The sequence below is a fragment of the uncultured Phyllobacterium sp. genome, assembly GCF_902479695.1.
GTDB lineage: Bacteria > Pseudomonadota > Alphaproteobacteria > Rhizobiales > Rhizobiaceae > Phyllobacterium > Phyllobacterium calauticae.
The window spans coordinates 20306-39751 of record NZ_CABSQF010000009.1 but is presented as its reverse complement, the minus strand read 5'-3'; the positions used below and the strand labels follow the sequence as shown (position 1 = coordinate 39751).

Genomic DNA, 19446 nt, shown 5'->3' with positions numbered 1-19446 from the left:
CTTATACGGGAAGCTGGCGCAGCAGGATGATCATCGCTGCGCCGGCGAGAAACATCGTCAGCGCATTGAACCGCAGCGAAACCAGCCCGGCGAACACCAGCGCAACCACGCCGCGCCAGTCCGCCGTGGCGATGGCTGGCGCGACCAGCGTCGTCAGAACCGCGGCAGGCACGGCATTGAGCGCCACTTCGACGCGCGGATGCACGCGGTCGAAGCGCGACAGGACGAGATGACCGCCGATGCGGGTCAGGAACGTCAGCACGGCACCGGCCAGGATGATCCAGAAGATCGTCGACATCTCAGTTCTCCCCCGTAGTTTTATCGGGTTTCGCCACGATCACGGCGGTCAAGATACCCGCGAGCGCGCCGATGCTGACATGCCAGGGCGAGCCGATGGTCTTGGCCGCAACAATCGATGCGATGCCGCTGGCGATAACGATGGGCGCCCAGTTGGAGCGTTTGCGGAAACCCATGACCAGGCCGAGAAAATAGATCGGCAGCAGCATGTCGATCCCCAGCGCATGCGGATCCTTGATCAGATTGCCGAAGAGCCCGCCGATCCACGCTTCCACCACCCACATCACATAGATCGGCGTCGCCACGCCGAGATACCAGGCAAAGGTGACGGGCACGCCGGATTCCGCCCGCTTTTCGGTCTCGGCATATTGCGGATCGGTCAGCAGGAAATAGCTCAACAGGCTTTCGGGAATGGTGAAATGGCCGATGCGGCGGCCGACGGCTGCCGAATACAGCACATGGCGGAAGTTGACCGCGAAGATGGAAAAGACGATCAGCCAGGCCGGAATATTGTGGCCGAACAGTTCGATGCCGACCATCTGGCTCGCACCGCCAAAAATCGCCGCGCTCATCAGCACCGCTTCAAACACGGTAAAGCCGTTATCGATGGCAAGCGCGCCGAACAGCAGGCCGAAAGGCGCCGAGGCAATCATCACGGGAAGCCCGCGACGGAACCCCTGCCAGAATTCCACGCCAAAGCCTGCCCGCCGCGCAACGGTGGTTTCGTCTTGATATGTTTGTTCGCTCATGATGAGCGTGGTCTAAGGCAGGTTGGCCAGCCTGTCACGTGAGAATTGTTGATCGCTATCATCAATGTTGCTGCAGCGTCGAACGGCCTGGCCAACTGCGTCGATAGTGTGCGTGTTTCGACACGCACACCAGACCCGGCTATCGGCTGAACTCAGAACTTCTGGGTCAGCGAAATGCGGAAGCTGCGGCCCACTTCGGCGTAGCGGTCGGCCACCGCGAGATTGATATCGTTCGGGACATCCGTGGCATTCCAGTATTTCTTGTCGAAGACATTGAAGACACCGGCCTGGAGCTTCATGCCCTTGGCAAACTTCGGCTCCCAATAGGCTGTCGTATCGACGATGCCATAGCCTGGAGCAACGAAACCGCCGCCGCTGACCTTGTCGCGCGCTGCGGCCATCGTCAGCGAAACATCGGCACCCCAGCTGTCGGCGTTGTAGCCGAGGCCGACAATCGCGCGGATCGGCGGGATGGAGTTCAGATATTCCTGGGTTTCGGTGTTTTTGCCCTGTGAAACGGCAACCGATGCCCATGTCACCCAGTTCTCGGCGAAATTGACGCGGCCATTGAGTTCGGCACCGTAGATCTGCACGCGATTGAGATTGGCATAACCGGTGATGCCGCCAACCGGATACTCGCCGCCGGGCGGTGCAATGGTCACGGTGCCGATGAAGTTGCGGTAGTAATTGTTGAAGACGCTGGCCGACAGCGCATATCTGTCGCTCTCATACTTGGCGCCAACCTCGAAACCGTTGCTGGTCTCGGCCTTCAGGCCGGGATTGCCGACACGGGCATAGGAACCGGGCGCGCCGTAGTTCTGGAACAGTTCCTGCGCGGACGGCGCGCGGAAGCCCTGGGCCCACTGCACATAGAAATCCAGCTCGCTGGTGGCGTGATAGGTCGCCCGCAGCTTCGGCGTAAAGCGTGAGTCGCTGTTGGATGCCGGCAATGTCCCGTTGAAGTTGGGGCCATGCTCATAGGCTGCGGTCGACTGCGGATTGTGCTCGTACCAATCGAAACGCCCGCCCGGCGTCAGGGTCAGACGGCCATTCAGAAGCTCGATATCATCCTCGGCATAGATGCCGAATCCGGTCGACTGCACGTCGGGCATATCGGAACTGTTGGCATGCAGCATGCGGCAGGTCTGCGGGCCGAAAGGCTGGGGCAATTTGCTCCAGTCGACGCTCGGGCAATTGTCGACGCCCGCCGCGTACTGATGCATGTTCTGCCGGTAGATTTCCGTACCGATGCGGAACTTGTGCCTGATGTCGCCGATCTCGGCTTCCTTGACCACATAGCCGGTAAAGCCATAGGCATCGAGGTTCAGCTCGTTGTCGCGCTTGTACACGCCCGAGGGGAAGCCATAGCGGAACGGGTCGCCGCGAATGATCCGCGCCCTGGCATCCGGCAAGCGGATGGCATCGGTCGTATTGGTCAGGGTCTGCTGTGTCCAGTAGGCAACGGCGTGCGCCTCATCCACCCAGCCGCCCTTGTCCGGGGCGATGTAATCATAGCTGCCGGAAATGCGCTTGCGTTCATAAGTCTCGCCGGACTTGAAGCTGTCGGGCACATAGGCCGATGTCGTTCCGATGAAATTGTCCGAATCGGAATCCTTTTTGAAGATTTCGCCGGTCAGGCCGAAACGATGGCCGCCTTCGACATTCTGGTAGAGTTTTACCAGCACATTGCCCTGATCGTAATCAAGCGGATTGGCCTCGGTCCGTCCAGTGCCATAACCGCCGATATCACCGGGGGTATCCTTCTCGTGCCCCTGGCGATAACCGCCCTGCACGAGGAATTCCGTATTGCCCGCACGGGCCGCCACCGCCGCATTGGTGCGCCAGCTTTTGTCGCCGCTGTCATAGGTGCCCTTGGTCAGAACGCCCCAATTGCGCCCATCGCTGATGACATCGGACGGGTCGAGCGTGCGCATCTGGACAACCCCGCCCAGCGCGCCCGAACCGTAGCGGCTTGAGTCGGCGCCCTTGGTGATGTCAATCTTGGAGAGCCCGTCGAAATCGAAGCCGTCGAGACCGCCCTGCGTTCCGCGCGGATCGGAAATCCACGGCACGCGGATGCCATCGATCGTCGTCAGCACCCGGTCCTGGTCGAGACCGCGCAGATTGATACTCTTCGAGGTGGAATTGAAGTTGACGCCCGCATCGACCCGGCGGCCCAGATCCTGGAAATTATCGACCATCCGTTTCTGGATGGTTTCCCGCTCGGTCGTCGTCGTCAGCGGCGTCGCCTCCGTGCCGCTCTGATTGCGCTTGAGCACAATCGGCGCCAGCTCGATTGTTTCACCGGTTGCCGGTGCGCTTTGGGCAAACGCTGCGCCCGTGCCCAACCCCACAACCAGCAAGGTACCCGCGCTACCGCACATCAGGCGCGCAAGCATGTTCCGTGTCAAAACCATATCCAAACCCCCGAGAGAATGCTTGGCTGGCTTAACGTTGAGCGCGAAGACCGCGCCGTGTTCATGGCTTGCTGAGCGGAAATTATCTGCGTGTATTCACGCTGTACATTTGTTCAGTACAAAAACATGACTATAAAAGTCAATATTAAATACACCAATTATTTCAGGCCGATTTATTGGCCGGAACGGTGTTGCCGCAGCACCACATTTGTCCCGTCGGCACATCAGGAAACCAGCGTTCCCTCGATCTTTTTTCCCCAGTCGATAAGCGGCTTGGCCTTCAATGCAAAGGCGAAGAGTTCATCGGCAAGCGCCGGCGAGGTAATGCCGTCCGGATCAATGGGATGGCGCACGACGAAATGCCGGTTGCGCAGGGCTTCGACGAGGTCGGGATCGGTCACCGTTTCGAAGCCGCGCGGCGTGCGCTTCAGGCGGTCGTAATCGCTTAAGGTCAGTCCGCCTTTTTTCAATGCGGCCACCATGGCGCGGTAGTTCTCCGGCTTGTCGACGATGGCCTTGCGCATGGCTGCGAGAAGCTCCGGCTTCTGCTGCCACCACGCGACGGCGGCATAGCAGCCCTTGTAGTCCGCAAGGCCGACGCAGACGTAGAAGCAGCCCGATTCGGCCCATTTGCTGCCATCGGGCGAAAGCAGTGCGGAGAGATGCCGGTTGTAGGGGCTCTTGTCCTTGGCAAAGCGCGTGTCCCGCTTGATGCGGAACTGCGATTTCTTGCGGTCCCCCTTGAACGGCAATCCGGCCTTTTCAAACCGGGCGATCAGATCATCGATAAGGTCGCCCAGCGGCTCGTGCAGGTGGGCTTCGAACAGATCCTTGTTCTCAACGAACCATTCCCGGTTCTGGTGAAAATCCAGCGCCTTGAGGAAAGGCAGCGCCTTGTCGCCAAACCCCTTGAAAACCGTCTCGCTCATGCGCCCACCAGGGTAAACCAGGCGTCTTCATCGATGACTTCAATGCCAAGGGACTGTGCCTGCGTCAGCTTGGAGCCGGCGCCCGGCCCGGCCACCACCAGATCGGTCTTTTTCGAGACGGACCCGGCCGTCTTGGCGCCGTAGCGTTCGGCCATGGCTTTCGCCTCGTCGCGCGACATGCGCTCCAGCGAACCGGTGAAGACAATGGTCTTGCCGACAACCGGCGAATTGCTGACGGTGCGCACCTCTTCGTCCAGCGGCGTCACTTCAGCGAGCAGGGCAGCCAGCGCCGTCCGGTTGTGCTCTTCCGCATAGAAATCGACGAGTGCCTCGGCCACGATGCTGCCGATGCCCTCGACATCATTGAGCTCGCGCCAGGCGTCGTTGCCCTTGTCGGACTTGTCCGCCGGCAGGGTCGCCGCCTGCGCAACGGCTGCCAGCGCCGCGTAGGAGCGATAGGCCTTGGCCAGCCGCTTGGCATTGACCTCGCCGACATGGCGAATGCCCAGACCATAGATGAAGCGGCTCAGCGCCACCTGCCGCCGGTCATCGATCGCGTCATAGAGTTTCTTGACGGAGACAGCGCCGAAACCGTCGATGTTTTCCAGCTTGGCCAGCGATGCCGCCTGGCGTTTCTTCAGGGTGAAAATATCCGCAGGCGTGCCGATATGCAGGGCCGGATCGTCGGATTTGAAGAAGAATTCGACCTGCTTTTCGCCAAGCCCCTCGATGTCGAAGGCATTGCGCGAGACAAAATGCCGGATGCGCTCCACCGCCTGCGCCGGGCAGATCAGCCCGCCGGTGCAGCGCCGGACCACTTCCCCCTCCTCGCGCACCGCATGCGAGCCGCAGGCCGGGCAGGTATCCGGGAAGACATAGGCGGACGGGCCGCGCGGCTTGTCCGCGACGATATCGACGATCTGCGGGATGACGTCGCCCGCCCGCTGCACCACGACGGTATCGCCGACGCGCAGGTCCCGCCCCTCGCGGACCGGCTGGCCGTTCTGGCCGATGCCTTTGATGTAGTCCTCGTTGTGCAGGGTCACATTGGTGACGACGACACCGCCGACCGTCACCGGTTCAAGCCGGGCGACAGGGGTCAGCGCGCCGGTCCGCCCGACCTGAATGTCGATACCGCGCAGGATGGTGATTGCCTGTTCCGCCGGGAACTTGTGGGCAATGGCCCAACGCGGGCTGCGGGAGACAAAGCCCAGCCGCTGCTGCAAAGCGAGATCATCGACCTTGTAGACAACGCCGTCGATATCATAGCCCAGCGTCGCACGCTGTTCCTCGATCTGGTGATAATGCCTGACCAGGCCATCCACCGTCTCGAACTTCTGCATCAGCGGATTGACGCGGAAGCCGTAGGACTTGAACGCCTCCACCATGCCCATCTGCGTTGCCGCAGGCATGGCGCTGACCTCGCCCCAGGCATAGGCGAAAAACTGCAGCGGCCGCGATGCGGTGATCGTCGCGTCGAGCTGGCGCAGCGATCCCGCCGCCGCATTGCGCGGATTGGCGAAGACCGGCTTGCCATCCTGCGTCTGGCGTTCGTTCAGCGCGGCAAAATCCGCATGGCTCATATAGACTTCGCCGCGCACCTCCAGCACCTCGGGCGGATTGCCGCCCAGCACATTCGGAATGCTCGCGACCGTGCGGGCGTTGAGCGTGACGTTTTCACCTGTCGTGCCGTCGCCGCGGGTGGCGGCGGTGACCAGGCGGCCCATCTCGTAGCGCAGCGACAGGGACAGTCCGTCGATCTTCGGTTCGGCGGTGATTTCAACCGGCGCGCTGGCGCCCAGCTTGAGGAAGCGGCGGATGCGGTCGACAAAATCCTGCACGTCCTGATCGGAAAAGGCATTATCCAGCGACAGCATCGGGATGGAATGCGTGACCTTGCCGAACTTTTCAGAGACCGTCGCGCCTACCTTGTTCGAGGGGGAATCCTCGCGCTTCAGGTGCGGGAAACGCTGCTCGATGGCAAGGTTCCGCCGCCGCAGGGCGTCATATTCGCCATCGGATATCGTTGGCGCATCTTCCGTGTTGTAGCGGTAGTCGTGCTGGGCAATCTCCGCCGCCAGACGGCCGAGTTCCTCTGCCGCTTCTGCTTCGCTCAATTCTTCTACGGGAATGTCTGCCATGGCCTGTCCGACGCTGAAAATACGGATTCGGCGGGAGATTAACTGAAGCGGCGCGCAAATGCACCGTTCAAAATCAGCAGGATCCGCAGGTTGCAGTCAGCTCCTGCCACAACCCGCCCTGCATGAAGATGGTGCGTGGTTCGACGAGCTCAGGAGGCAGCGGCGCTGTTCTCACGCAGAAGCCGCACCGCGGCGGCACGTGCTTCATCCGTAACGCTGGCACCGGCCAGCATCCGGGCAATCTCTTCCTGGCGGTCGCCCGTTTCCATCGCATGGATGGACGTGGCAACACGGTCATCGCCCCTGGCGGATTTGGCGATGAGAAAATGCGTCTGCGCCCGTGCCGCCACCTGCGGCGCATGGGTGACCGACAGCACCTGCACCCGGTCCGACAGGCGGCGCAGGCGCTGGCCGATGGCATCGGCCACGGCACCGCCAACCCCCGTGTCGATTTCGTCGAACACCAGTGTCGGCGCCGAACCGCGATCGGCCAGCGCCACTTTGAGTGCCAGCAGGAAACGCGACAGCTCGCCGCCGGACGCCACCTTCATCATCGGCCCAGCCCGGGTGCCGGGATTGGTCCGCACCCAGTATTCGACCGTATCGATGCCCTCGGGCAGGCGGTTTTCCGGGTCCGCCGCCATCTCGACGATGAATTCGGCCCGCTCCAGTTTCAAAGCGGGAAGCTCGGCCATGACGGCTGCCTTGAGGTGACCGGCGGTTTCGTGCCGTTCCCGTGACAGGATCGCCGCCGCTTCGTCATAGGCTGCCCGCGCTGCAACAGCTTCCTTTTCCAGCGCGCCGAGCCGCTCGGCACCCGCATCGATATCCGCGAGATCCGCATCCATCCTGTCGCGCAGGCCGGCGAGATCGTCCACCGGTACGGAATATTTGCGGGCGGCACCGCGCAGGGCGAAAAGCCGCTCTTCCGTCTGCTCGAGAATACGCGGATCGAAATCAATGGCACGGATGGCCTGTTCAATGCCGTTCTGCGCTTCCGTCAGGGCGTTGAGCGCCTCGTCGATGGCCTTGACCACCGGTTCCAAGAGCTGCGGCGCTTCCGGCACCTTGCGCTCCAGCCGCCGCACGAGGCTCGCCAGCGACGGCACCGGCGAAGCGGAACCGGACAGCACCTCGTTGGCATCGTTGACATCGCCCGCGATCTTTTCCGAGCGCATCATTTCGGTGCGTCTGGTGGCCAGCGCCTCTTCTTCCAGCGGTTCCGGATCAAGCTTTGTCAGCTCGTCGACGGAGGCACGCAGATAATCCGCCTCGCGCGTCGCCGCCTCGACCTTGGCGCGATGCCGCACCAGCGTGTTTTCCGCATCCCGCCAGGTCTTGTGCAATGAGCGGACCGTTGCCGCCTTGGTTTCCAGCGAACCGAAAGCGTCGAGGAGCGAGCGGTGAATATCGATATCGATCAGCGCGCGGTCATCGTGCTGGCCGTGGATTTCGACCAGCCTCCGGCCGAGCTCCTTCAACAGCGTGACGCTTGCGGCCTGATCGTTGATGAAGACGCGGCTGCGGCCATCCGATGTCTGCACGCGGCGCAGGATGATGTCGCCGTCATCGCTGATGTCGTTGTCGCGCAGGAGTTCGCGGGCAGGATGGGCACCTGCCACGTCGAACACGGCCGTCACCTGCCCCTGCTCCGCGCCGTGGCGCACCAGCGAGGCATCGCCGCGCGCGCCGAGGGCGAGCGACAAGGCATCGAGAAGGATGGATTTTCCGGCGCCGGTCTCGCCGGTGAGTACCGACAAGCCATCGCGAAACTCAATGTCGAGCCGTTCAATCAGAACAATATCGCGGATCGACAGGTGCGAAAGCATGAATCGCTCAGGTTAATAGTGGATCAGGCGCCATTTTTCTTGCTGCCCACGATCGTCTGGGCAGCCTGTGACAGCCAGGAACCGGCATTCTGGCGTGGCTCCAGACCGCCGCTCTGCAGCAGCTTGTAGCTGTCCTTGTACCACTGGCTGTCCGGGTAGTTCTGTCCGAGCACCGCTGCGGCCGACTGCGCCTCGCTGGTCAGACCCAGCGCATAATAGGCTTCGGTCAGACGCGCCAATGCTTCTTCGACATGGCGGGTGTTGGAATATTGTTCGACAACGCCGCGGAAGCGCTTGATCGACGCCAGATATTCCTTGCGTTCCAGATAATAGCGGCCGACCTGCATTTCCTTGCCGGCGAGCTGGTCGCGGCCGAAACGGATCTTTTCCTTGGAATCGTCGACATATTCCGACTGCGGGAAACGCTCGACGACTTCATTGAACGCCGTGATGGAGCGGCGTGTCATGGTCTGTTCGCGCGTCACGTCCGGGATCTGACGGTAATAGCACAGGCCGGTGATGTAATAGGCGTAGGCGGCTTCCGGCTGCGTCGGATACAGCGCGATGTAGCGCTTGGTCATGGCGAGCGAGTCGTCATACTTGCCGGCACGGTAGTTGGCGAAAGCCCCCATCACCAGCGCCTTGCGGGCGAACTCGGAATAGGGATGCTGGCGGTCGACGGCATCGAACTTCTTGGCGGCCTCGTCGAGGCGCCCGGCATTCAGATTGGCGAGGGCCTGATTGTACAGCACATCGGCAGGCTCGATTGTGTCGACATAGGCCGACAGGTCGAGGTCCTTATCGTTCGAAGCACAACCGGAAATGGCTGTTGCACCGGCAACGGACGCCATAAGAAGGGCCAACCGGGCCTTGCTGCCAAACCCTGCACTCATCGACATTCTGCAACTCGCCATTCTGTCTTAGGCCCCATTCAAGAAATTAGAGCATTCTGCGCAAATCCGATATCACGTTTGCGCATCATGCTCTAGATACTGTCAAACTCACTGTCAGTTGCGCGTTCTTAAACCACAAGCCAACAGAATCAGCAATCTTATTGCCATCTATTCGTCCAAATTTGTGGCGGAGGCAGAAATGAGTTGAGAAAAGAACATATTCCCTTATTTCGGCAGCGACATATGCCCTACCCGATAAATCCGGGTCGCTTCATCGGCCTGTTCCGGCTGCTCCGCAGCCCACAGCCGGAAACGCACCACCGTCCATGTGGCCGGCTCGAAACCCGCCACGGATGCAAGAATACCGTTGTCTTCGCCATCCCGTAACACCCGCCCGCTTTCCTGTTTGCGTCTTTCGCCCAGGGGCATGGAGGCGTCGACCGGCGCAATCTCCCGCGTCGCAAACGCCGCCTGCGACACGTCGGGCGACACGAAGGCCTGCCAGACAAACCAGGACTTTACCTGCGGCCGGCCGAACGCGCCCGACACGCCGGCAAACCCGTCCCCGCCGAGAAAATTGTTCAAGCCCTCCACATCGTCCCACAGATAAAACGGCGCATAGAGGTTGTCGCGGCTGCGGGTTGCATCCGTGCGGCGGGCCGACAGATAGGCCTTGAAGCGCAGATGCGGATAGTTGTCGAGCAGATGCCCCTTCTCGGCGATCCGCCGGTCGATGATCCCCATGTCATAATCGGCAGGCAGGGTGAAACTGTATTGCATCGCGATCATGATCGTTCTCCTTGTCGTATGACGGGTTCAAGCCAATGCACCGACTTGCCGTCATGCACGGCCTGAATGCTGACATAGGAGAACGCGCTGTCAGCGCTGGCGCCGTGCCAATGGCGTTCATCCGGAGCGAACCAGACGCAATCCCCGGCCCGCAGTTCTTCAACCGGTCCGCCGTCCCTCTGGGCAATGCCGACGCCGGACAGGACATAGAGAAACTGTCCGCGCGGATGGGTGTGCCAATGGGTGATGACCGAAGGGTCAACGGTGGCACGCATCACGGTGTTCTCACCTTCGCTTTCGCTTTCCAAAAGCATTTCCGCCCAGAACGGCGCGGAGGATATGCCCTCCGGCGCACGTCCGATTGCCGTCCCTGCCCGCCGTATTGTCATTTCCGCCGGACAGGCCTTTGGTTTCGTGGTTATGTCGTTCATGGACTGATTTCCTGTACTGAGAAAAAGCCGGGTCAGGCGACTTCGAGCATCTGCATGCCGCCATTGCTGAAGGACCATTCATCGCGCGAGGACGTGCTGATGATGATCATGACATCCTCGGGGCGCACGCCAGGAGAAACCGCAAGCTTCTCGACAAGCCGCTCGTAGAACGCCTTCTTCGTCGTCGTATCGCGCGGTTTGCCGATGGTGATGGCAAAGATGATGAAGTCGTCGGAGCGCGGGCCGCCGAGATAATGGCGGTCGAAAATGAACTCGTTCGGGCGGTGCTGGTGGATGACCTGGAAGAGATCGTTCTGCGGAACATTGAACGTCTCGATCATCGCCTGATACAGGCTGTCCGACACGGCTTTCAGATAATCATCAGACTTGCCCTGCATGAGGGAAATACGGGCGAACGGCATGGAACGATCCTCTTTGTCTGGCGCCCCGGCACATGGTGTGAAGCGCAATTGAACTTGACGGAATGGTTCTAGCACCGCACAATCATCCTGATAATCAGAAATATATGGATCGATGATCCTGAAAAATTGGACGATAAATATGCGCCGGACCATATTCGACCTGGATGTTCTGCGAACCTTCACGACGGGCGTCGACCTTGGCAGTTTTGCCAAGGCAGCCGACAGGCTCGGCCGGTCGACCTCTGCGGTCAGCGCCCAACTGAAAAAGCTGGAGCAGCAGGCGGGAACGCCGATCTTCCAGAAATCCGGGCGCGGCCTTGCCCTGACCGACGCGGGCGAGACGATGCTCGCCTATGCAAGGCGCCTGCTCGACCTCAACGACGAAGCGGCGAGCGCCATTCACGGCATCGAACTGGAAGGCTGGGTACGGCTCGGCCTGCAGGAGGATTTCGGCGAAACCCTGCTGCCCAATATTCTCGGGCAGTTTGCGCGGGCCCATCCCAAGGTGCGCATCGAAGCGCGCGTGGCCCGCAATGCGGAGCTGCTTGAGCGCGTCGCATCCGGCCGCCTCGACCTCGCTCTGGCCTGGAACAACAGCGCACCGCTGTCCAACAGCGAACGCGTCATGGAGGTTCCCATGTGCTGGGTCGGCTCCATCAATCCCGACATGGTCTGGCAGAAGTCCGGCACCGAACCCCTGCCGCTGGCTGCCCTCGAAGCGCCCTGCCTGTTGCGCACCGCCGCCATCAATGCGCTGGATCGCGCCGGCATCGCCTGGCGCCTGGCGTTCATCAGTCCAAGCCTGGGCGGCCTGTGGGCCGCAACGGCGGCGGGGCTCGGCCTCACCATCCGCACGCCGATCGGCTTGCCGGGAACGGTGCAGGCGATACCGCCTGGGGCAAACGGGCTGCCCCTGCTGCCAAATCTGGGATTGGACCTGTACCGGGCCGATGCGGAGCCGTCGCCGGTCACGGCCCGGCTGGCATCGATCATCCTGCAGGCATTGCACGAGTCAGTGCGTGTGGGGGCAAAGGCCGCTTAGAAGGATTGAACAGAGAGCGGTGGTGCGTGGTTCGACACGCATGACATCAATTGCAAGACTGGCTAGACAGCCCAGGGTGCAAACACCGGTGCATGGACAGCGACGAGGGACGCCCCGCGCCCCGGGATGCCCGCCGTTTCGACGATCTCGAATGCAGAGTGATCGGACAGCAGTGCCCGCAGCGCCATGGCATTCAGGCGGTGGCCGCCGCGATAGGAGCGGAAGCAGCCGATGAACGGCGCCCCTGCCAGGGCAAGATCACCAACGGCATCCAATGTCTTGTGGCGCACGAACTCATCGGGAAAGCGCAGGCCGCCGGGATTGATGACCGTATGGTCATCGCCGATGACAAGCGAATTATCCAGTGACGAGCCGAGCGCCAGCCCGGCAGCCCAGAGCTTTTCCACATCGCGCATGAACCCGAAGGTGCGTGCGGACGCAATCTCGTCGCGGAACACCGCCTCGCTCATATCTGCGGCAAAGATCTGCCTGCCGATGACGGGCGTGTCGAAATCGATCTCCACCTCGTAGCGCGTGCCGTCATGGGGGACGAACTCCGCCCAGGAGGCACCGGCCTCGATGCGTGACGGCTTGAGCACGCGGATATAGCGCCGCCGGGCTGTCTGCTGGACCAGCCCCGCCTCATCGAAGGCCACGAGGAAGGCGGCCGATGTGCCGTCGACGATCGGCACTTCCGGCGCGTCGATCTCGATGATCAGATTGTCGATCCCTGCCCCGGATATCGCGGCCATCACATGTTCAACGGTGCTGACGGTCGCGCCGCTCCGCTTGCCCAGCGTGGTGCTGAGATCCGTCGTGCCGACTTCCGAGACCAGCGCCTTGATGGCATGGCTGCGCCCTTCGCCATCCCGCCGGTGAAAGACGATGCCCGTATCGGCGGCGGACGGCGCGAAGGTCATCGTGACGGGTGCGCCGCTGTGGACGCCAACGCCGGACAGTGAAACCCGCTCTGCAATGGTCGTTTGATAGTCGCGCAACTGAGACCCCATGCCCTGCTCTGCCCATGTCATCGTAAAATCAATCTGTGCCGTTCTGCCAGAATCAAGGTGAACCGCAGCTATTTTGCGCCGGACGATACAATTGACGCGGCGTCAGGCAAAATCACGGTTTCGGCAGTCCCGCAACGGTCCTGCACGGACAAGAACTAGGTCGTTTTCGAGGTTTTTCAATAGTTTGAACGAAAAAACCCGCCATTGGGACAATGGCGGGTTTCATATTTCTTAACAATACGTGATCGGATCAGTTGGCCTGGCGGCGCAGGAATGCCGGGATTTCCAGCTGATCATCTTCCGACGACTGGCGCGACTGGGGCTGAACACGGCCCTGTTCGTCCAGCTGACCACGGCGCGGTGCATAGATCGATGCATCCTGCGACAGCGGGCGGCGCGGCTCTGCCGGGCGCATGGCCGGTTCGCGCGGCTGTGCCGGTTCAAGCCGTGCGGTGTCGTCTTCGCGGCGGGTCAGGCCGGCGGTCAGGCGCTTCAGCAGACCCATCGGGCCACGGTCTTCGTGGCTGTCATAGGATGCCTGGTCGCGGCCATGGTCGCGGGCATTGAGTTCCGCCTGAACAACCGGCGGGAAGTCGGACACGTTTGGCATGCGCGGTGCCGGTGCGGGCTGTGCGACGGGCGCTGCCTGCATCTGAACCTGCGGCTGGGGCGCGGGCTGGTGGACAGGCTGCTGCGGTGCTGCGGCAACCGGTGCGTCGAACACTTCCGGCGCAGGTGCCTGGAAAATGCGGCTCTGCGGACGGAATTCCTGTTCGGCCGGCTGCGGTGCGCGCTGCGGCATTTCCATTTCGGCGGCGCGGATGGCGTCGGCGACCGGATCGGCAAGGCGGGCTGCCGGCTGCTGCACGACAGGGCGCGGAGCAACAGTCTCGACCCGGGCGGCCGGCTGCTGGACCGGCTTGGCAATCGGCTTCATCGGCTGGCGAAATTCGATCGGCGCAGGGGCCGACTCTCCCAGCTGCTTGTCGATACCCGTTGCCACGACCGAAACGCGGATGATGCCTTCGAGGCTTTCGTCGAAGGTCGCGCCGAGGATGATGTTGGCATCCTGATCGACTTCTTCGCGAATGCGCGTTGCCGCTTCGTCGACTTCGAACAGCGTCATGTCACGCCCGCCCGTGATCGAGATCAGCAGGCCCTTGGCGCCGCGCATCGAGGTTTCGTCGAGCAGCGGGTTGGCAATGGCAGCTTCGGCAGCGGCCATGGCGCGGCCATCGCCGGATGCTTCGCCCGTGCCCATCATCGCCTTGCCCATCTCGCGCATCACCGAACGCACGTCGGCGAAGTCGAGGTTGATCAGGCCTTCCTTGACCATCAGGTCGGTGATGCAGGCAACACCGGAGTAGAGAACCTGGTCGGCCATGGCGAAGGCATCGGCAAAGGTCGTCTTGTCATTGGCGATGCGGAAGAGGTTCTGGTTCGGAATGACGATCAGTGTGTCGACATTCTTCTGCAGGTCCTCGATGCCCATGTCGGCGGTGCGCATGCGGCGCTGGCCTTCGAAATGGAAAGGTTTGGTGACGACACCCACGGTCAGGATGCCTTTTTCGCGGGCGGCGCGGGCAACAACGGGCGCAGCACCGGTACCGGTACCGCCACCCATGCCGGCCGTGACGAAGCACATGTGCGTGCCCTGCAGGTGATCGTTGATTTCATCGATGCATTCTTCAGCGGCGGCGCGGCCGACTTCCGGCTGCGAACCGGCGCCAAGGCCTTCGGTCACTGCAGCACCGAGCTGAATGAGACGTTCAGCCTTTGACTGCGACAGCGCCTGCGCATCCGTATTGGCCACAACAAACTCAACACCGCGCAAACCGGCATTGATCATGTTATTGACCGCGTTGCCACCGCCACCGCCAACACCAAACACGGTGATCCGGGGCTTAAGCTCGGTAATGTCCGGCTTTTGCAGATTGATGCTCATTTGTTTGTTCCTTTTTCCTTTACCGCTTCGCCGCCGCGGTATCTTTTTTGGGTTTCCCCGGATTGATCAAAAACTCTCTTTCAGCCACTGGCCGATACGCTGAAAACGCCCACCCGTACCCGTCATCAGCGATGATGAACCGGCCTTTACAGAACGCTCCTCAATTCCTGCCACCTGCGGATAGATCAACAGACCCACCGCTGCGGAGAAAGCTGGCCCCTTGGCTGCTTCGGGAAGCCCCGTCACACCCAGAGGACGGCCAATACGTACGTTGCGGGCCAGAATACGGCGCGCCACTTCAGGCAAACCCGCCAACTGGCTGGCCCCGCCTGTCAGGACAACACGCTTGCCGACAATCTGGCCGTAGCCGGACTGGTTGAGGCGGTCGCGTGCCAATTCCAGTGTTTCTTCGACGCGCGCCCGGATGATGCGTGTCAGCACCGCGCGCGGATATTGGTTGGGAACGTCGCGGCCGTCATTGCCGAGCGGCGAGACGCTGATGAGATCGCGGTCATCGGCAGCGCTCGGCAGGGCCGAACCGTGCATGACCTTCAATCGCTCCGCATCGTCCATATGGGCGGAAAGACCGCGCGCCACGTCCATCGTCACGTGATTGCCGCCGATGGCGATGGCATCCGCATGGATGAACTTGCCTTCGGAGAACACGGAAATCGTCGTGGTGCCGCCGCCCATGTCGATGCAGGCCGCGCCCATTTCCGCTTCGTCGTCGACGAGCGCCGAAAGGCCGCTGGCGTAAGGGGTTGCAATCATCGCCTCCACCGAGAGGTGGCAGCGGTTGACGCAGAGTTCGAGGTTGCGCAGCGGCGCCGCATCGGCGGTCAGCACATGCATCTCGACCCCAAGCGTATCGCCGATCATCCCAAGCGGGTCGCGGATACCCTTCTCGCCATCGAGCGCATAACCGATGGGCAGCGAATGCACGAGGTGGCGTTCCGTCGCCAGCGCCTGCTTGGCACCGGCGGCCAGCACGCGGCGGATATCGGACTGGTCGACTTCATGGCCGCCCAGATTGATGCTGGCGGAAAAGCTTTCGCTCTTCAGGCGTCCGGCGGAAATGTTGACGATCATCGAGTCGACGGTCAGGCCAGCCATGCGTTCGGCCGCATCGACGGCCAGGCGGATGGCCTGCTCGGCCGCGTCGAGATTGACGATGACGCCTGATTTGATGCCGCGTGATTTCTGGTGACCGATGCCGAGCACCTCGATGCGATGGGTGCGGCCGGGCAGATGCGCGCTTTCCTCGCGCGGACGCAGCCGGGCGATGATGCAGCACACCTTGCTTGAACCGATGTCAAGAACCGTCAAAGACCGCGTCCGTTTTGCGGAAGCAGCTCCAGTCGACGTGCTCTTTCCGTTCAGAATACTCATATACGCTTCTCCGAACGCTTAGGCGCCTTGTCTCGCGCCTTCAAAAACTCTACGCGCTGCACCATCGCATCTGGCGTCAGCTTCAAAACAACCCGGTCGGCAAGCCGCATGTCGACCGACGAGATCGCCCGGGACAACAGCCCGTCCTTCCGGTCCATCTTCACGATATCGGCCAGCGCCTGATCGATACGGAATTCCGGCAGCATCACCGTCACGCCATTCTTCAGGATCAGATCCCAGCGCCGGTCACCGATGCGGGCATAGGCACGGACCTGCGATACGACATCCGGAAACGCTGCAATCTGCGCGAACAGCATTTTCGCCTGCTTGTCGGCACCCGCGCCCATGATCAGCGGCAGCGCCGAATGGCGGCCGGACGAATAGGGAACGATCACGCGGCCATCCTCGTCGATGATCGAGAGATCATCGCCGTTCTGCCACACAGCCAGGGCGGAGCGCTCGTGAATCGAAATCTGGATCGTGTTCGGATAGACCTTGAACACATCGACGGATTCAACCCACGGCAGCGTTGCCACGGCCTTCTGCGCATCGGCGGCACTCAGGCCGACCAGCGAGGTCTCGCCATCGAGGCCCAGCGCGCCGAGCACGTCGATCTCGGAGGTTTCCTTGTTGCCGACCACCTTCACGTCTTCGATGGCAAAACCGAAGGTCGATGTCGTTACCTTGACCACCTCGGGAGCATGGCCGCCAAGAATGGCACCGTAAGCGCCGGTCAGAGCCAGAAAGACGACAGCACCGAGGGTTCCCGTATGGTTGGGGATATGAACCTCCCCTTCGACCATGCGGGTGAAGACGCGCACAGGCTTGCGCAGGAATTTCGGCAGGACGAAGCGGAAACGGCCAAAAGCCGCCATCCTGTCCGAAGACACTGGCGCCACACCCCGGGGGTGTCCTTTTTTGCCCTTCAACGCAAACACGATGCGTCCTCCACCATCCAACTCAACAATTCACCGAAGGTATGCCCCGCGGCTTTGGCGATATCAGGTACAAGAGATGTTGGAGTCATGCCCGGCTGGGTGTTTATCTCCAGCCAAATCAGTTCGCCATCTTCGGAAAAACGGTCGTCGTAACGGAAGTCCGACCGGCTAATCCCTTTACATCCAATTGCCTGATGCGCCTTGAGTGCTAGTGTTTGTATTTTTTGGTAAATTTTTAGTGAAATTTTAGCCGGACACACATGATTTGATCCGCCTGCAACATATTTTGAATCATAATCGTAGAACTGATGACCCACGGGAATGATTTCACACACCCCGATGGCCACATCGCCCATCACGGCGCATGTCAGTTCGCGCCCATGGATGTAGCGTTCGACCATGACGGTGTTGCCATATTTCCATTCCGCCGAGGTGATCACCTGCGGCGGATGCGACTGATCCTCCTTGACAATGACGACACCGAAGCTCGACCCCTCATTGACGGGCTTGACCACATAGGGCGGCTTCATCGGATGTTTCGTGGTGAAATCGAAACGGTTCATCACCTTGGCTTCGGCCACGGGAATACCGGCAGCCCTGGCGATGGTCTTCGCCTGCTCCTTGTCCATGGCCAGCGCCGACGCAAGCACGCCGGAATGGGTATAGGGAATTTCCAGATATTCGAGGATGCCCTGGATCGTACCGTCCTCGCCGAAAGGACCATGCAGCGCGTTGAACACCACATCGGGGCGCAGCTCTGCCAGCACGCTGGCGATGTCCCGGGTCACGTCGACGCGAGTGACCGGATAGCCCTCGGCCTCCAAAGCATCGGCGCAGGCATTGCCCGAGGAGAGACTCACCGGACGCTCCGATGAAAATCCGCCCATCAGCACCGCAACATGCTTTTTCGCCATGAAGGCAACCCCTTGTACACATCCCCATCAAAGCCGAAAAACGACATGAGTCTCTGCACGCCCGGCGATCGAGACCGCAGGCACCCGAGGCTGACCAAATCAGCCGACTCAAATCAGTTAACGCTTGCCCCTAAAGAATCAGAGAGTTGATTCCGTGACAAGTCCCCTTTGATTCAACAATGAAATTTGGCGTAAAAAAAAGTGTTTGCGATTCGATTTCGGAAACAAAATCAGAGGCAAACGCGCCTCTGATTCATCGTAAAAAAATTTCGGTTTTTGCTACAAAAGCTGCCCCATATACTCCTGCACTTCCTGGCCGGGACGGAAAAGCCCCAGACGCTTGATTTCCCAGTGCAGATGGATGCCGGAGTTTTGCAGCACGAGCGAGCGGATCGTCTCGCCGAGCGTTTCCAGATCATGTCCGCTGGCGGTGCCGGTATTGATCATGAAATTGCAGTGCATCGGTGACATCTGTGCGCCACCGATCATCAGGCCGCGACCGCCCGCCGCGTCGATTTCCTTCCAGGCGGATGTGCCTTCCGGGTTCTTGAAGGTCGAGCCGCCGGTCTTCTCGCGGATCGGCTGCACGGTTTCGCGGTGCTGCTGCACCGCATGCATCGCCGCCTGAATGGCATGGGTTTCGCCGGGCGTTCCTTCCAGCAATGCGGAGGTGAAGATCAGGTCCTTGGCAGCACCGGAATGGCGATAGGCATAGCCCATGTCGGCATTGGACAGGATATGCACATTGCCCCTGCGGTCGAGTGCCCGCACCTCGATCACCCGCTCGCGCGTCTCGACCCCGTTGGCACCGGCGTTCATGCGCAGCGCGCCGCCCAGCCCACCGGGAATGCCGTGGTAGAAATGGAAACCGGCGATCTTCGCCTCAAGCGCCGCCGCGGCAAGCCGCTTGTCCGGGGTCGCGGCACCCGCCCGCAACTGCGTATCGCCGACGCGCTCGACATCGCCGAAGCCCTTGGCGGAGAGGCGCACGACAAAACCCGGCACGCCGCCGTCGCGCACCAGAAGGTTGGAACCGATGCCCACGACAAGGATGGGATATTCTTCGGGAACGGCCTGCAGGAAGGCTGCCAGATCTTCTTCGTCGGCAGGCTGGAACATGACTTCCGCCGGACCGCCGGCGCGGAACCAGGTCACCTTTTCCATACCCATATTGGGCGTCAGCCGCCCGCGCAGCCCCGAGAAACGATCCCCCAGCTTGCCAAGCAGGGCCTCGCCGTCAATCCTTGAAGACATGATATCCTTCCAGCAGTTATGGCGTCCGGCCGTCGAACCGGACGCAACCGCAAAATT

General features: G+C 61.3%; 17 protein-coding genes. 1 reads left to right on the top strand and 16 read right to left on the bottom strand.

Going from position 1 to position 19446, the window contains the following annotated elements; translation table 11 throughout:
* Position 1 precedes the first annotated feature (1 nt).
* From RDL77_RS07630 to RDL77_RS07585, 10 genes are all read right to left on the bottom strand, one after another.
* The gene (locus RDL77_RS07630; RefSeq protein WP_130270011.1) at positions 2–298 is read right to left on the bottom strand and encodes an AzlD family protein; all 297 of its coding nucleotides are present in this window, start codon (positions 296–298) and stop codon (positions 2–4) included.
* Position 299: 1 nt separating this feature from the next.
* On the bottom strand, positions 300–1046 hold the full coding sequence (locus tag RDL77_RS07625; protein ID WP_223612746.1) for an AzlC family ABC transporter permease: 747 nt from the start codon (positions 1044–1046) through the stop codon (positions 300–302).
* 152 nt (positions 1047–1198) lie between these two features.
* Entirely contained in the window at positions 1199–3463 is a 2265-nt protein-coding gene (locus RDL77_RS07620) for a TonB-dependent hemoglobin/transferrin/lactoferrin family receptor (protein WP_288192414.1), read from the bottom strand.
* Between the two features lie 224 nt (positions 3464–3687).
* Positions 3688–4392, bottom strand: coding sequence for a DUF2461 domain-containing protein (locus tag RDL77_RS07615; RefSeq protein ID WP_288192413.1), 705 nt, complete (start codon positions 4390–4392; stop codon positions 3688–3690).
* Positions 4389–6533, bottom strand: coding sequence for an NAD-dependent DNA ligase LigA (gene ligA / locus RDL77_RS07610; protein ID WP_288192412.1), 2145 nt, complete (start codon positions 6531–6533; stop codon positions 4389–4391). The genes RDL77_RS07615 and ligA overlap by 4 nt, the downstream gene beginning before the upstream one ends.
* A 149-nt stretch (positions 6534–6682) precedes the next feature.
* A complete protein-coding gene (gene recN / locus RDL77_RS07605) occupies positions 6683–8362 on the bottom strand; it encodes a DNA repair protein RecN (protein ID WP_288192411.1) in 1680 nt (559 codons plus the stop codon).
* Positions 8363–8385: 23 nt separating this feature from the next.
* Positions 8386–9255, bottom strand: coding sequence for an outer membrane protein assembly factor BamD (locus RDL77_RS07600; RefSeq protein ID WP_223612741.1), 870 nt, complete (start codon positions 9253–9255; stop codon positions 8386–8388).
* Positions 9256–9480: 225 nt separating this feature from the next.
* Positions 9481–10044, bottom strand: a complete 564-nt coding sequence (locus tag RDL77_RS07595; RefSeq protein ID WP_288192410.1) for a DUF4865 family protein — start codon at positions 10042–10044, stop codon at positions 9481–9483.
* Complete coding sequence (locus RDL77_RS07590; RefSeq protein ID WP_288192409.1) at positions 10041–10475, bottom strand: cupin domain-containing protein; 435 nt, start codon at positions 10473–10475, stop codon at positions 10041–10043. Before RDL77_RS07590 ends, RDL77_RS07595 begins: the two co-directional genes overlap by 4 nt.
* Positions 10476–10507: 32 nt before the next feature.
* Positions 10508–10897, bottom strand: a complete 390-nt coding sequence (locus tag RDL77_RS07585; protein ID WP_288192408.1) for a tautomerase family protein — start codon at positions 10895–10897, stop codon at positions 10508–10510.
* Positions 10898–11036: 139 nt separating this feature from the next.
* On the opposite strand from RDL77_RS07585, the gene RDL77_RS07580 reads away from it, so the two are divergent.
* Positions 11037–11939, top strand: coding sequence for a LysR substrate-binding domain-containing protein (locus RDL77_RS07580; protein WP_288192407.1), 903 nt, complete (start codon positions 11037–11039; stop codon positions 11937–11939).
* 62 nt (positions 11940–12001) lie between these two features.
* On the opposite strand, the gene lpxC is transcribed toward RDL77_RS07580, so the two are convergent.
* The 6 genes from lpxC to murB all read right to left on the bottom strand — a co-directional run bounded on the left by lpxC (position 12002) and on the right by murB (position 19389).
* Positions 12002–12949 (bottom strand): UDP-3-O-acyl-N-acetylglucosamine deacetylase, encoded by a 948-nt coding sequence (lpxC, locus tag RDL77_RS07575; protein WP_288192471.1) that lies wholly within the window; start codon positions 12947–12949, stop codon positions 12002–12004.
* A gap of 250 nt (positions 12950–13199) precedes the next feature.
* A complete protein-coding gene (gene ftsZ, locus RDL77_RS07570; RefSeq protein ID WP_223612736.1) occupies positions 13200–14894 on the bottom strand; it encodes a cell division protein FtsZ in 1695 nt (564 codons plus the stop codon).
* A 66-nt stretch (positions 14895–14960) separates the two neighbouring features.
* Positions 14961–16283, bottom strand: coding sequence for a cell division protein FtsA (gene ftsA / locus RDL77_RS07565; RefSeq protein ID WP_182549367.1), 1323 nt, complete (start codon positions 16281–16283; stop codon positions 14961–14963).
* A complete protein-coding gene (locus tag RDL77_RS07560) occupies positions 16280–17221 on the bottom strand; it encodes a cell division protein FtsQ/DivIB (protein ID WP_374042685.1) in 942 nt (313 codons plus the stop codon). Before RDL77_RS07560 ends, ftsA begins: the two co-directional genes overlap by 4 nt.
* Positions 17209–18135 carry a D-alanine--D-alanine ligase gene (locus RDL77_RS07555; protein WP_288192406.1) on the bottom strand — a complete coding sequence of 309 codons (927 nt, stop codon included), beginning with the start codon at positions 18133–18135 and terminating at the stop codon, positions 17209–17211. Before RDL77_RS07555 ends, RDL77_RS07560 begins: the two co-directional genes overlap by 13 nt.
* A 279-nt stretch (positions 18136–18414) precedes the next feature.
* Positions 18415–19389 (bottom strand): UDP-N-acetylmuramate dehydrogenase, encoded by a 975-nt coding sequence (gene murB / locus RDL77_RS07550; protein WP_288192405.1) that lies wholly within the window; start codon positions 19387–19389, stop codon positions 18415–18417.
* Between the last annotated feature and the right edge of the window lie 57 nt (positions 19390–19446).

What these genes read in the sequence shown, in the direction of transcription:
- RDL77_RS07630 (WP_130270011.1), bottom strand. Translation starts at nt 298, where the DNA reads ATGTCGACGATCTTCTGGATCATCCTGGCCGGTGCCGTGCTGACGTTC.
- RDL77_RS07625 (WP_223612746.1), bottom strand. Translation starts at nt 1,046, where the DNA reads ATGAGCGAACAAACATATCAAGACGAAACCACCGTTGCGCGGCGGGCA.
- RDL77_RS07620 (WP_288192414.1), bottom strand. Translation starts at nt 3,463, where the DNA reads ATGGTTTTGACACGGAACATGCTTGCGCGCCTGATGTGCGGTAGCGCG.
- RDL77_RS07615 (WP_288192413.1), bottom strand. Translation starts at nt 4,392, where the DNA reads ATGAGCGAGACGGTTTTCAAGGGGTTTGGCGACAAGGCGCTGCCTTTC.
- ligA (WP_288192412.1), bottom strand. Translation starts at nt 6,533, where the DNA reads ATGGCAGACATTCCCGTAGAAGAATTGAGCGAAGCAGAAGCGGCAGAG.
- recN (WP_288192411.1), bottom strand. Translation starts at nt 8,362, where the DNA reads ATGCTTTCGCACCTGTCGATCCGCGATATTGTTCTGATTGAACGGCTC.
- RDL77_RS07600 (WP_223612741.1), bottom strand. Translation starts at nt 9,255, where the DNA reads ATGAGTGCAGGGTTTGGCAGCAAGGCCCGGTTGGCCCTTCTTATGGCG.
- RDL77_RS07595 (WP_288192410.1), bottom strand. Translation starts at nt 10,044, where the DNA reads ATGATCGCGATGCAATACAGTTTCACCCTGCCTGCCGATTATGACATG.
- RDL77_RS07590 (WP_288192409.1), bottom strand. Translation starts at nt 10,475, where the DNA reads ATGAACGACATAACCACGAAACCAAAGGCCTGTCCGGCGGAAATGACA.
- RDL77_RS07585 (WP_288192408.1), bottom strand. Translation starts at nt 10,897, where the DNA reads ATGCCGTTCGCCCGTATTTCCCTCATGCAGGGCAAGTCTGATGATTAT.
- RDL77_RS07580 (WP_288192407.1), top strand. Translation starts at nt 11,037, where the DNA reads ATGCGCCGGACCATATTCGACCTGGATGTTCTGCGAACCTTCACGACG.
- lpxC (WP_288192471.1), bottom strand. Translation starts at nt 12,949, where the DNA reads ATGGGGTCTCAGTTGCGCGACTATCAAACGACCATTGCAGAGCGGGTT.
- ftsZ (WP_223612736.1), bottom strand. Translation starts at nt 14,894, where the DNA reads ATGAGCATCAATCTGCAAAAGCCGGACATTACCGAGCTTAAGCCCCGG.
- ftsA (WP_182549367.1), bottom strand. Translation starts at nt 16,283, where the DNA reads ATGAGTATTCTGAACGGAAAGAGCACGTCGACTGGAGCTGCTTCCGCA.
- RDL77_RS07555 (WP_288192406.1), bottom strand. Translation starts at nt 18,135, where the DNA reads ATGGCGAAAAAGCATGTTGCGGTGCTGATGGGCGGATTTTCATCGGAG.
- murB (WP_288192405.1), bottom strand. Translation starts at nt 19,389, where the DNA reads ATGTCTTCAAGGATTGACGGCGAGGCCCTGCTTGGCAAGCTGGGGGAT.